Annotated in this window: 13 protein-coding genes; 2 read left to right on the plus strand and 11 right to left on the minus strand. The window is 68.0% G+C overall.

Annotation, left to right across the window (positions count from 1 at the left end; translation table 11 throughout):
* From AB0M08_RS39965 to AB0M08_RS40005, 9 genes are all read right to left on the minus strand, one after another.
* The coding region (locus AB0M08_RS39965) for a hypothetical protein (protein ID WP_364505329.1) at positions 1 to 243 on the minus strand (243 nt) is incomplete at its 3' end.
* 120 nt (positions 244 to 363) lie between these two features.
* Positions 364 to 1,170 (minus strand): SAM-dependent methyltransferase, encoded by an 807-nt coding sequence (locus AB0M08_RS39970; RefSeq protein WP_364505331.1) that lies wholly within the window; start codon positions 1,168 to 1,170, stop codon positions 364 to 366.
* A 305-nt stretch (positions 1,171 to 1,475) separates the two neighbouring features.
* Positions 1,476 to 2,321, minus strand: coding sequence for a PIN domain-containing protein (locus AB0M08_RS39975; RefSeq protein ID WP_364505333.1), 846 nt, complete (start codon positions 2,319 to 2,321; stop codon positions 1,476 to 1,478).
* Positions 2,322 to 2,781: 460 nt separating this feature from the next.
* On the minus strand, positions 2,782 to 3,909 hold the full coding sequence (locus tag AB0M08_RS39980; RefSeq protein WP_364505335.1) for an alpha/beta fold hydrolase: 1,128 nt from the start codon (positions 3,907 to 3,909) through the stop codon (positions 2,782 to 2,784).
* A gap of 35 nt (positions 3,910 to 3,944) precedes the next feature.
* Positions 3,945 to 4,382, minus strand: a complete 438-nt coding sequence (locus tag AB0M08_RS39985) for a hypothetical protein (protein ID WP_364505337.1) — start codon at positions 4,380 to 4,382, stop codon at positions 3,945 to 3,947.
* The gene (locus AB0M08_RS39990) at positions 4,379 to 5,665 is read right to left on the minus strand and encodes an MFS transporter (RefSeq protein ID WP_364505339.1); all 1,287 of its coding nucleotides are present in this window, start codon (positions 5,663 to 5,665) and stop codon (positions 4,379 to 4,381) included. Before AB0M08_RS39990 ends, AB0M08_RS39985 begins: the two co-directional genes overlap by 4 nt.
* Positions 5,666 to 6,126: 461 nt before the next feature.
* A complete protein-coding gene (locus tag AB0M08_RS39995; RefSeq protein WP_364505341.1) occupies positions 6,127 to 6,714 on the minus strand; it encodes a hypothetical protein in 588 nt (195 codons plus the stop codon).
* Complete coding sequence (locus AB0M08_RS40000; protein ID WP_364505402.1) at positions 6,711 to 7,865, minus strand: histidine decarboxylase; 1,155 nt, start codon at positions 7,863 to 7,865, stop codon at positions 6,711 to 6,713. The genes AB0M08_RS39995 and AB0M08_RS40000 overlap by 4 nt, the downstream gene beginning before the upstream one ends.
* Positions 7,866 to 8,843: 978 nt before the next feature.
* Positions 8,844 to 9,638: a hypothetical protein gene (locus tag AB0M08_RS40005; protein WP_364505343.1), complete on the minus strand. Its 795-nt coding sequence runs from the start codon at positions 9,636 to 9,638 to the stop codon at positions 8,844 to 8,846.
* Between the two features lie 131 nt (positions 9,639 to 9,769).
* Between AB0M08_RS40005 and AB0M08_RS40010 the strand changes: the two genes are divergently transcribed.
* Together AB0M08_RS40010 and AB0M08_RS40015 are read left to right on the plus strand one after the other, a co-directional pair.
* Entirely contained in the window at positions 9,770 to 10,810 is a 1,041-nt protein-coding gene (locus tag AB0M08_RS40010; RefSeq protein ID WP_364505345.1) for a site-specific integrase, read from the plus strand.
* A 198-nt stretch (positions 10,811 to 11,008) separates the two neighbouring features.
* On the plus strand, positions 11,009 to 11,779 hold the full coding sequence (locus tag AB0M08_RS40015; protein WP_364505347.1) for a hypothetical protein: 771 nt from the start codon (positions 11,009 to 11,011) through the stop codon (positions 11,777 to 11,779).
* 27 nt (positions 11,780 to 11,806) lie between these two features.
* Here AB0M08_RS40015 and AB0M08_RS40020 read toward each other — a convergent pair whose 3' ends face one another.
* The gene (locus AB0M08_RS40020) at positions 11,807 to 12,118 is read right to left on the minus strand and encodes a hypothetical protein (RefSeq protein ID WP_364505349.1); all 312 of its coding nucleotides are present in this window, start codon (positions 12,116 to 12,118) and stop codon (positions 11,807 to 11,809) included.
* Positions 12,119 to 12,181: 63 nt separating this feature from the next.
* The coding region (locus AB0M08_RS40025) for a hypothetical protein (RefSeq protein WP_364505351.1) at positions 12,182 to 12,589 on the minus strand (408 nt) is incomplete at its 5' end.

Raw genomic sequence — 12,589 nt, forward strand, 5'->3', positions numbered from 1 at the left:
TGGACGCGCCAGCGGCCAGGCCCGGACACGCCCGGCCTCGGCGGGAGCGACGGTCAGCACCACCCACCCCGATACGACAAAACGCCCTTGACCTTCGCTCTTTTTTTTGGGGGGGGTACAGGTGTCGCTTTCCGTGACTTTCCTGGGCCGGAACGGTACGATTGTCAGGCCCGGTTTTCCTGATCGTGTGAGTTGTTTACGCAGATCGGGCGCTAGTCCCGGCGGCGGGAACATCCCCGTCAAGCAGGCCGCCTCCTTAAAAAGACAGTTACTTTGAGTTGCCCCGCTGCACATTATCTTGCAAGTTTGCACGGAAAAATGATGCTGGCGGCATCACCCGGTGATCGGTGGGAAGCTCGGGGTTTAGGGCTTGCGAGCCATTGCAGCCCAGTAGTTCGTCTGGGCCGGTGTCAGGTCGTCGGGGGTGGCCTCGCGTTTCCAGCGGGTGCCGAGCACGATGCCGGGTTCGACGAGGTCCAGGCCGGCCAGGAGTTCCTCGAGTTCCTGCTCGCCGCGGGGCCAGACGTCGCTCTTGCCGGTTTCGAGCATGGTCGTGTAGGTCTTCCGGTCTTCCGGTGTCATGAAGTCGGTGGTCATGTGGGTGAGCGCGACGTGGCTGCCGGAGGCGAGGGGCTCAAGGAGGGCGTCGAGCAAGGGTTTCGCGGCGCCGGGGCCGGGGATGAAGTGCGCGACGGCGATCAGCATCACCGCGGTTGGCTGGTTGAGGTCGAGGACCTCGAGCAGTTGGGGGTGCGCGAGGATGCTTTGCGGGTCGCGCAGGTCGGCCTCGATGTAGGCGGTTTTGCCCTCGGGGGAGCTGGTGAGCAGTGCGCGGGCGTGGGTCATGACGAGCGGGTCGTTGTCGACGTAGACGATGTGGCTGTCGGGGGCGATGCGCTGGGCGACTTCGTGGGTGTTGTCGACGGTGGGCAGGCCGGTGCCGATGTCGAGGAACTGCCGTATGCCGGCTTCGCGCGCGAGGTAGGTGACCATGCGGCCTAGCGTGTCCCGGTTGGCTAGAGCTGCGGTGCGGGCGGTCGGGAACGCGCGCTCGATCTCGTCGGCGGATGCCCGGTCCGCGGCGAAGTTGTCCTTGCCGCCGAGCCAGTAGTTGTACCGGCGCGCCGGGTGGGCGACATCCGTGTTGATCTTGTCGTTGCCCGAGGCCATGTGGTCACGATAGTCGATTAGGGAGGGTCGCTTTCGCGTTGGGGCGCCTCGCTCGAAGGGTTGATCCATTGTGGATCTTGGCCCGTAATAACCTGCGGATTCTGGTCGTTGAGGGTGCGGGGTGAGAACGTCCAGCGGGCATCGGTCGCGAGCCTTCGGCACCGATCGAGAAGGCGGGGAAGCGGGCCCTATCTCGGAGGCCCTGCCGAGCGTGAGGCTCGCGTCCGCGCCGGCCACTGGCACCGAGCAGCACCTCGACCCGGGCGGGGGCTCCAGCTGTTCGACGACGGCCGCGTGGTTCCTCCTCAGCCAGGAGGGTTGAGTTCGTCCTTCTTTTTGCGGTAGTCGTCGGGCAGCGTCCGGGCCTTCAGGTCCAGGTGTTCGGCGCGCAGCTGCATGCCGAGGTCGCCGGTGACGACGCGGGCCCCGCCCGGGCGGAGGACGTCGAGGTCGGCGGCGCAGCGCAGGATCGCCAGGTCGGCGTCGGCGCCGCGGTCCTCGGTCTGGGTCCACACCTCGAGCGTGGCGGTGTGGCCGGGGCGGATCGGCACGGACTCCCCGGCCCGTCCGGCGAGGGTCTGCTGCAGGAACCGCACGGCCTTGGTGGCGCTGGTGGCGAGGACCCCGTTGCCGTACTTCTGCCGGTCGAGCTCGTCGACGACGCGCAGCGGCACGACGAGCCGGGCCGTACGCTCCGTCTCCTTCCAGCCGCGCAGCACGGTCGGCCAGTCGATCTGGTCGGGCCGTTGCCAGGTGTGGAAGACGTTCGTGTCGAGGATCAGCGGCAGGCCGGGCCGCCCGGCGAGCTCCTTCAGGGCGTCGAGCTCGGCGCGGGCCCGATCGAGTTCGCGGATCACGTCGTCGATGACCCGGCTGTACGCTTCGTTGCTCGCGCGGATGACTTCGGTGGGGGTCGGGGGCGCGGGGACCGGGCCGAGGGCCAGCAGGTGCCAGTAGGCGTCGCCGCGGATGGCGCTGGCGAGATCGGGCTCGGCGAAGCACATGCGCAGCTGGGTGTAGGTCGTCTCGACCGCGCCGGTGTAGGCATGGAAGTAGCCGAAGCTGCCGCCCCGGGTGCCGTCCCACGTGTTCTTGGCGTTGCGCAGGACCTCGTCAGCGCGATCGGGGGTGACCCCGGGAAGCAGCCTCATGACCGGCGATTCTTCCACTCTCGACGGGCTCGGGGCTCCCGCACACGCGGTCTCGTTCCGAAGGTTCCGGCGCCCAACCGGACGCGAAAACTTCACCAGCGAGCGCTTCCTCTCGCCGTGTTATCTTGCAAGATAACACGGCGAGGAGGGGAAACTACCTGCATGTTTCCGGGAGAGCGGGGGAGTTAGGCGCGCGACCCGAACAGGGGCGGCCGGCTTTGCCACTGGTCGATGACGTCTTGCTGGAAGCGGACGTCGCCGCGCCCGACGCCGCGGTACTTCTGCATCATCAGGATGCTTCGGTGAGCGGACCAGGCGGTCTATCAGACGGGCAACCATGTGCACCACTGTACGACATTCAAGACGATCTTGGACAAGCTGGCGGGTTGGGGCCGTCCGTGATGCTGGCAGCATCACGGACGGCCTCGCCGCTTCGAGTTCGTCGGCGATGCGGGTCGTTTCAGCGGCGGCAGGTCGTGACCTCTGGGTGGTAGGTGGCCTGGCCGGTGATGACGCGGCTGATCCACCTGTCGGCCGCGGTGAAGGCGATCGGTGCGTTGCGGTGTAGGTCGATGGCGTGTCCTGCGCCGGGGACGACGGCCGAGAAGACCGGAGTGCCGGCGGCGTAGATGTCGTGTGCGCGTTCGCATAGCTGGAGGTCGGTTTGGCACGGCAGGCTGGTGTTGCAGAACAGGGAGTCGTTGCTGCCGTCGATGATCAGCACCGGGACTTGTACGCGCTGGCTGTCGGCCTGGTATCGGGCAGCGCTGATGGAGCTGAGTTCACCGGTGGTGGCGGTGGCTTTGGTGGCCTCCTGCCAGCGGGCGGCGCCCGGCGCGGTGGTGTCGGGGTTGAGGAAGAACCCGGCTCGGCTGGCGGGTGGGGTGGTCAGGTATCCGTCGGGCATGAGCGTGCCGGCGAACTTCGGGTCCTGGTGGGCTGGGTAGAGGCTGCTCTGGAAGGCGACGAGGCCGGGTTGGTTGTACTGGGCCTGCTTGCCGGTCAGGACAAGCGCGTCGAGGTCGTGGTGCTGGGCGGCTTCGGCGGTGAGGGTGATCGAGCCGTAGGAATGCCCGACGCCGATGACGTGGGCGTATCGGCCGAGGCGCCCGTCACGCAGGGCGGTGGCGATCTGGTGGGTGACGAGGGCTTCGCTGTCCACGGTGACCTGGTCGGCTGGTGGGTGGTCGCTGGCGCCGATGCCGATCCGGTCGATCATGTAGACGGCCTGCCCGTGTTCCAGGGCGGCCGATGTCCAGTTCGTTGTCGGGCTGATCCCGGTCCAGTAGGTGTGGTTGTAGGTCAGCCCGGATAGCAGCAGCTGGACGGTGTCGGTGCGGGCGCGGGGTCGGCAGAGCCATCCGGCCACCCGGTAGCGCGTCGCGCTGCGGGCCGGGGTGAGGGTGACGTGGATGTCGTGTCGGGCGCATCCGCTGGCGGCGTGGCGCGGCGATGACCGGGGCTGCGCGTTGGCCGGTCCGGCGAGGTTCAGCAGAGCGGCGATCAGCGCGAAGGCGGTGAGGATGCCGGCCAGGTGGCGTGGCCAGCCCGTGCGCTGGCGAGCGTCGAGGGCGGTGGGCTGTGACATGGGGTTTCTCCATCGAGGGTGGGTGATGTTGCTGGTCACGGCGATGTGGTCTGGCTGGCGCTGGCGATCAGCCATCGGCCGCCGGTGTCTGTGACGGTGACCTGGATGAATCCGGCGTCGGTCGGCACGTCGGCGACCACCACGGCGGGAACCGCGGAGACCAGATGAGGGCTGCCGGTCACGCCGTGCGCGGGAACATGGTCCGGGTCGACGTCGGCGAGCAGCTGCGCGTAGGCCCGGGTTACCACCGGGCGCACGCCCGCGTACCAGGCGTCGCGTGTCAGGGTGGGACGGCTCCACAGCCGGACGTAGGTGACGGCGGCGAGCAAGGCCGCGTTGAGCCGGGGACCGCTGTCGACGCCGGCATGCTGTTTCGCCGGGGGTGCTGAGGTGTGGTGGCTGGCCGGGCTGCATCCCGTCGTCAGCACGAGGGCGAGCCCGGCGGCGACGGCCAGGCGGCGTGGGCTCGTCACCTTTCATATCCGTTCGCGTTGACCGGGGCCGGCACCGCGACGGCCTCGTTGCCGGTGCGCGTGCGAGATCCGGGGCCGGGTGTCCGCACGGCGGTGGAAGCGGCTGCGACGAAGGCGGCGAGCAGGGGCAGGATCAGCATCGCCCGGGGTAGATCGACGAGGCTGGCCGCTCCGCCGATGATCACCGGGCCGGTGAGGAAGCCGAGGTAACCGAGTGAGGCCGCCCGGGCAAGACCGCGGCCGGGCTGTGCGGGGTCCACGTTTCCGGCGGCGGAGTAGACCTGCGGAACGATGCAGGACAGCCCGGCGCCCAGGGCGGCGAAGCCGATGATGGCCGCTGCGGGACGGCCGATCAGGAGCGCGGCCCCGAATCCTGTTGCTGCCAGGAAGCCGCATCCGCGCACGAGCCGCGCAGGGCCGAGAGCGGCGACAAGGCGGTTCCCCGCGAGGCGACCTGCGGTCATCATCAGTGCGAAGGCGGCGTACGCGGCCGCCGCGACGCCGGCGGAGCTCCCGAGGCTGTCGTGCAGGTAGACGCTGCTCCAGTCGGCGACGGCGCCCTCGGAGACCAGCGTGGCGAACGCCAGCAGACCCAGTAGCAGGAGCGCCTTGCGGTGTGGGGAGCTGAGGGGCTCCGCCGGACGTCGGCCGCCGCGAGCGTGGTTCGTCGTCTCGTGGTCGGCGTTTTCGTGGGGGTCGGGTAGGGCCCATCGGCTGGCCCACATGGCGAGGCCCGCGATCAGCGTGCCGGCGCAGATGAAGGTAGCGGCGGGGCTGAGGTCGGCGGCGGCGAACATGCCGCCGACCGCCGCGCCGAGGAAGCCGCCGATGCTGAACCCGGCGTGAATGCCCGACATGATGGATCGGTGGTGGGCGCGTTCGACGCGTACGGCGTTGGCGTTCATCGCCACGTTGAGGGTTCCGTGTGCCGCGCCGAGGACGCCTAGGGCCAGGGTCAGGGTCAGCAGGTTGGAGGCGTACGCCGGCAGAATCAGTAGGGGTCCCACGGCCAGGGCCGCCGGGGTCATCACGGTGGTGCTGCCGTAGCGGTCGACCAAGCGGCCGACGAGCAGCATGCCGATCAGGCCGCCGGCGGCGAGAACCAGCAAGGCGACGCTCAGTTCTGCGTCGCCGAGGCGTAGGTCGTGTTTGATGGCAGGGATTCGGGCGGTCCAGATGCCTGTGACGGCGCCGCCCAACACGAACATGGTGCAGGCCGCGATCCGGCCCCGGCGCAGCTCGCTACGGTCGGGTTCGGTGCGGGGTCGAAGCGTGACGGTCACGTGTCCTCCAAAACCGAGCGTGTGGGTCGAATCCCCAGGACGTCTCGGGCAAGGCGCTCTCACGCCGGTTCCGCGGACCGGCATTCGGGAGGCGGTTCCCGCAGATCAGCGAGCGTGATTTGGAACGACCTGGTGGGGTGATGCTGGCGGCATCGCGCGGGTTACTCCTGATGTGGTCTGGGGTGCTGGCCAGGCTTTATGCGCCCGGCCGGACCGACATCTCCTCGCGCAGGACGGCGGGGTGTCGCTGCGAACCGCAGCGACACCCCGCCGTCGGTCTCGGACCTCCACGGTGCGAAGGCGGGTTCAGGAGTCCGCAACGTCGTTGCCGTTCCGGAGGGCTGTCCGTGAGCCCTCCGGCACCTCCCGGGCTGGGGAAGCGGGAGCGCACCGACTCCTACGCCGTCGTGGGCGATTGATCGCCGCGGGGTATCGGTGGGCTCGGGGCGTTGTGCGCGACGTCAGAAGTCGGCCACTCCGGACGCGCCGCCCGCGTAGCCGGCGGTGTTGTAGAGGATCCCGAGCCGCATCCGGAAGTAGGTGTTGTCCTTGACGTTGGTGGCCGCGTTCGCCCAGGCACCGGCCGCGATGGTGGTTTGGTAGTTGCAGGTCGTGCTGGTCTTGCCGAACATGACGCAGACGCGGATCTTCCCCTTGGTCGTGTTCTTGACGTTGATGTCCACGCACTGCGTAGTGGTCTTCAGCACCGGTGTGGTGGAGTAGTTCCACTGGCCGGTGGGGTCTTCCGGGAAGGCCAGAGCGCCGTAGCCGGAGAAGCTGAAGCTGTACGGCGCGGCTCGGCAGCCTGACGCGGCGAGGGCCGAGACCGAGCCGGAGTCGACGTTCGGGTCCTTGAGGGTGGCGGCCTGCGCCGGGGTGGCGCCCAGCAGCGGCATGGTCGCGGCGACCGCGCCGGCGGTGGCCAGCAGCAGGGGAGTGCGGCGCCGGGTTCGGGCGGTGACGCGGGTCGAGCTGATCGTCTTGTCGTGCTGGGGGAGCGCTGCGGCGGCGTCGACGGCGGTGCTGCGGTGGGTGAGAGTGCTGTTCATCGGAGGGTCCCTTCGAGGTCGGTGACTAGGTGGTCGATCTGGTCGGTGGTGATGCCGGGCATGCAGATCACGTGGCTCCAGCCGTTCTCGACGGGCAGGGGCCACCGTTGGGCCAAAGGCTTGGGCAGCTGGCGCAGCACGACGGTGATCGCGTCGAGGTTGCGCCAGCACGGCCACCCGATCGAGGCCAGTCGGTGACACGCGTAGGCCGCGACTGCTCGAGCCTGCGTGACTCGTTCTTCCTGTTCGTGCAGCGGTTGGTTGGTGATGGCGTGCCACAACAGCGCAGCGGAGAGGCCGCTGCGCGAGCCGGTGATGGTGGTGTCGCGGTTGCCGACGTAGGCGATCAGGCGGCTGTCCCGCAGCGTCTGGTGAGTGGCCATCGTGACCGCGCAGGGAATCGGGGTGCCCCACCATTTGTGCCCGGAGATCACCACGCTGTCGGCGCCCCCGGGCGCGAGGTCGAAGTCTCGCCTGCCGGAGAGCGCCAGAGGGGCGCCGGCCAGGGCTGCGTCGGCATGGATCCAGCGACGAGCGGCCCCGGCGGCATCGAGTTCCCGGCGGATGGCCGGGACGGAGTCGACGGCTTCGGTCATCGTGGTCCCGATGGTGGCGACGACGATCGCGGCCCGGGAGGAGTGTTGGGAGACCTTGGCGCTCAGGTCGGCGTAGTCCATCTCGCCTCGGAGGCCGGCGTCGACGACGACGGTGGGCAGGCCGAGTACACGAGCGGCCTTACCTGCGGAGTAGTGCGCGGCGGTCGAGTGGAAGACGACCGGATCGATGAGCTTCGCGCGGGCCTGGCGCAGACTATGCAGTGTCCCTTCGGTGCTGCCGGTGGCCAGGTAGCCGGTCCAGCGGGAACCGGCACGGAGCAGCGTCGCGAACCAGTTCAAGACGCTGCGCTCGAGTTCCATCGTGTGCAGCGGGTACGTCGGGTTGGCGCGGGAGTCCCCCACATTGTTGATCATGAATCGGAGGAACGGCGCTAACGGGCTGTAGTCGATATCGGCCGCTCGGGGGTAGCCCACATTGGTCGCCTCCGCTGCGGCCAGGCGGTGCAGTGCCTCGCGCAGCAGAGGGTCGAGCGATTCCTGGTCGACGTTTGCGGGTGTGGGATCGGTTGTGGCGAGCGGGGCCGCGGTGGCCATCACAGGGAGAGGGTGTTCGATTGGAAGGTCAATTGATCTGCCATGCGATCAAGGTTTGACCTATCGATCATGTTGCCGCTACGGCCAATAGATTGCGCATTGTTGAGTGCGCAATAAAGGTGGCGTCGGCGCTCGAATGACCGGGCCGATAGCACGGCGGGGGCAGATCTGTACCAAGTAGGACAGTCGTGAAGAGCATCCCGGGGCGAACATGGTCAACTGCGGCGGAAGGCATACGCACCTTCGCTTTTGCCTCGCGGGTGCTCGATCAGGACCGGGGTTCGTCTCTCCACTGTGGTGTGGGTAACAAACCTTGGTAAAAGGTGTTGACGTTGGCCGGTACCGGTAGTGGAGAATATTTGCTCCACGTTGATCCACGGTCCAAGCGGCGCGACGCCTGGGCGTATCGAGTTGACGGAAGATTTCACGGGGGAAATCGGGGATGGTACAGCGTGAGGCTGCCTAACACTGAACAAACGCGCAGGCAAATCGTCCACAATATGACGCATCTTTGGCGTGAACCCATTCTGCGGATTCTCGCCGTCGAACCGCTTCGATATCGAGCGGTTAACGAGAAGCTTCGGGTTGAGCATTCTCCGGCGCCCTTGGATGGCCAGGTGAGTAAGGTTCTCCGGGATCTCGACGGTCTCGGGTACATCGAGAAGTCTGCTGGCCGTCGGGGTTCCTGGGACATCACCGACCGTGGCGAGCAGGCCCTGGCCGTCTTGAACGATGCGTATCGCCCGGGCTCCGGGGGTGCCGCTTCCACGGCGCGGTTGGACAGCAAGAGCTGTTGAGCTGAGGGTCTTGGTTGGGGGGTCGAGTTTGCCCTGCAGCGCTGCGCCAAGGGGGCGATCATCTGGCGCAGCGCTGCGGGGCATTCCGATAGCGCGGAAGGGCGCGACCTGGAAGTCCCTCTACCCTGCCTGACTGCCTCGTGGTGATGCTGGCAGCATCGTCGCGAGTTCTGGGCCGGGTTCAGACCCGTACGGCATCATGGCGGTCGACTCGTTTGACGAGTTCGGCAAGCTGCTGGGTGACATATGTGATGTCGTGGCCAGGCTCGGTGTAGTCGGCGTAGAAGCGCCGGGGGTCGTCGTCGCTGATTTTGCTGGAGGCGCCGAGGTAGCCGGCAGGTTCCTGGTAGAGGGTCACGGAGGTGCCGCCGGGCCAGTGCCGGGTCCAGCGGATGTAGCGTTTGGCGGCTTTGGTGCCGGGGTCTCGGGGCTGGGGCGGGTAGGGGGACCAGCCCTGCTTGATCAGGAGGTAGTAGACCTCCATCACGCGATCTCGTGCGGTGGCTGGGCCGCGGCGTTGCATGTCGTGTAGCAGCGCTTCGACTTCCTTGGGGTCGGGGTCGGGCGGTTCGGCGCGCGGGCTGGGGCGGGTTCCGGTCTGGTCGGTGACGTCGGCGACGTCGTGGTGGGTGTAGGCGGTGGCCACGCCTGACGGTGACCGGTAGCCGGCGGCGGCGGCGAGTTCGTCCAAGGTGTAGCGGTTGCGGCGGTCGAATTCTCGGGCGTAGGCAAATACCCGGCTGGTTAGCCGCTCGGCGGCTTCGCGTTGGCGGCGTGCGGTACTCAGGGCGCCGAGCACCGGATCGGTGCTCGGGTCGGAGTCGGCGGCCAGGCGCAGCTGTTCGGCGGTGCGAGTCCGTTCGGCAAGGATCTGCTCGCGGGCGGACTCGTAGCCGTCGACGTCATGGTCGTCGTCGGGTGGTTCGGGCAATGGGTGGATCAGTGCGGCTACATCGGCAAAGGCATCGCGGCTCATGTTCTGATGGTTGCACAAATTTCCGATGATCGGAATTGTATTCGATGATTGGACAAAAATTCGTCTACCAAAATTCTCAAGATCGCACGCATAATTTCCGCTATGCGCGTGATCTTGAGTAGGGTAGGGGGGTGACCGACGCGACCGTACTCACCGGAGAGATCGTCGTCGTGCCGGTCGGCGCGAGCCCGTCGGCGGTGTTCGCGTCGGGGGAGCAGCTGCGCGAGGTGACCGAGGCGTGGTTGGAGAACCGGCGCCTGGCCGCGAACACCCGGGCGGCATATCGGTGGGACGTGTACGTGTGGCTCGATTGGTGCGAGCTGCAGGGTCACGACCCGCTAGCGGTGAGGTTCACCCACCTGAACGCGTTCGGTCGGTGGCTGGAGCGCGCGGTCACCGCCGAGGAGATCGATGATCTGCCGCTGGTAAAACGGCCGGCGGCGGCGTCCACGGTGGCGCGGCGACTCTCTGCGGTCTCGAGCTGGTACGAGTACCTGCTGCGACTATCGATGGTGACCGCCAGCCCGGCCGTGGGCGTCGACCGGCCCCGGGTTGATCACCAGCACTCGAACACCGAAGCATTCGGCGAGGCCGACGCCGCGGCGTTGATGGCGGCCGCCGGCGCCGATCCGGTGCTGGGGGAGGGATGCGGGGCCGCGCTGGTGGCCTTCCTGGTGCTGCTCGGCGCTCGGGTTTCCGAGGCGTGCGCGGCGCAGCTGGCCGATCGAGGCTACGACGATGGCCACCACACGATCACCTTGCGGATGAAGGGCGGGAAGGTCCGCGTCCGGTCTATGCCCCCGGGCCTGCTCACCGTGCTCAACGACTACCTCCAAGGCCGGGCAGCAGCGACCGGGGTGGAGGTCGAGCGGCTGGTCGGGGCCCTGTTCTTGCGGCCGGACGGGCGAGCGTTGGATCGGTGGACGGTCGCCCGGTTCGTGCGCCGGGTCGCGATCGCCGCCGGGTTGCCGAACGCGCATCGGATCAGCCCGCACTCCTTCCGGCATGCGTTCTCCCGCATCGCGCGGTCGAAGGGCGCGCCGCTGGAAGATCGTCAGGACGCGCTCGGGCACAGCGACCCCCGAACGACGCGACGCTACGACCAGGCCCAGAAGCGGCTGTCCGCCGACCCGTCATACCTGGTGTACGCCGCTGTTGATCAAGGGCTCTGAGCTGTGGAAATCCGCTGAGAACGTCTCTGCGGGCCTCGGCGCACGGACGCATACTCTGACCCCGGAAGCTTCATTTTCGGCCGCGTACAGCGAAGGTCTTTTGACACTATTTGTTCTTCCTGTCCGATTGCCTCTGATGCTGGCAGCATCGGGCCGGCAGGTTGCAGACGTGTAATCATGCAAGATAACATGACAACTATGGCTTTCAACTTCTCGCTGGCGGTGGAGGAGGGCGTCGAGGAACGCCTGGCCGAGGTCGAGATCACGTACGCCGGGGTCGAGCTCTATTGGAAGGTCGCCGCCGATGCGGCCGTTCGGCGGGAGAATCTCGGTGCGCGGCTGCGGCGTCATGCGCTCGGCCGGGTGGGCGCCAGGCGGGCCGAGCTACGGGAGGAGGGTCTGTTGCTCGGCACGCGGACGGCGCTGGTGTCTCTGTGGATCCGGCGGGTGCTGGCGCAGGCCGGCGAGATCGACGAGTGGCCCGAGGTTCCTGATGGGGTGGCGAGTTTGCCGGGCCGCCGGGTGGGTGTGTCTCCGCGGTTTAGCCCCAGGTTCGCTGAGAAGAAGCTCAACATCGGCGTCTCGCCAGTGTTGTTCGAGACGGTGCGGAGGGCGGCCTACTGGCTGTCCGCGCCGGCCGAGGAGGCGCTGCAGCAGTGGTCCGATCGGCATGGTCCGGGCCCTGCTGCGGGGGGACTGGCCTTGCTGGCTGCGGCGTTGCGGGGGTTTCCGTCTGCGGCGGAGATGCAGGCGCGCGACGAGGCCAGGAACAAGATCGTCACGACGGGGATGATTCTGCGGGCGGCGGTGTGGCAGGCCATCGGGGATGGCGTGCCGGAAGATATTACGCTGCAGAAATTGCAAGATAACGCGGCCAGAGGAGGGAACGAGGCCGGTACGCGGATTGCTGCTGAAGTCGCCCGCTCGGCGGCGTCGAAGGCCGCGGCTGGAAGGAAGACTTCTTCCTGAGCTGCGAGAATACCCTAATCGCGGGGTCTACGGGAATGTCTGCCACTCGGGTCGCGGTGCCACGGTTGGGTCGGGGCGCACGCCGTGCGGGTGGAATCCGGCCAGGGCGGGGAAGTACGGTCGGGGGTCGAGCCAGCGGATCGGCGTACCGGCGACGCCGCACACGCGGTAGGTCTTCCAGGAGATCGTGACGAGTTGGCCGATCATCACGGGTTCCTGCAGCAGTGCCCCCAGCAGGCCGTCGCAGCGCGCGCGGCTGTGTTCGCGCAGCAGCCGGCGTAGCTCTGGCACGCTGGCCGGAGCCTCGCTCGGGTAGTCGGGCTCCGGCGTACTGGTCATGCTGGGCACGTTACCCGCACCGCGCCGGAGATCCCCCGCGGTGCGGGGGACCTCCGGGCCGGCCTATGGTCTGGGGCCTTCTTCTTCGCCGGTAGGTTGCTCGGCGGCCCGGGCTTCGTACATCTGGCGCAGGTCGGCGATGCGGCGTTCGGCGTTCGCGTCGGAGGCGAGGGCTTGTTGGCGGGCGGCGGCGAGCTCGGCCTCGAGGGTTGCGATGCGGCGCTCGGATTGGGTGTGCTCGCCGATCAGAACGTCGTGTTGCTCGCGGAGCTGTCCGAGCGCGGCTTCGGTCATGCCGTGGGCGCGGGTGGCGGCTTGCTGCTCGGCGACGGCTTGGGCCAGTTTGCTCTCCGTGCTGCTCAGGGTGGTGTTGAGGGCGGTGATCTGCTCGGTCGCGGCGTCGCGAGCTTGCTCGGCGTTCTCGCGGCGGACGCGTTCGGCGGTGAGGCCCCGGTCGAGGGTGGTGTTCGT

It is taken from the genome of Actinoplanes sp. NPDC051851, from assembly GCF_040681165.1.
GTDB lineage: Bacteria > Actinomycetota > Actinomycetes > Mycobacteriales > Micromonosporaceae > Actinoplanes.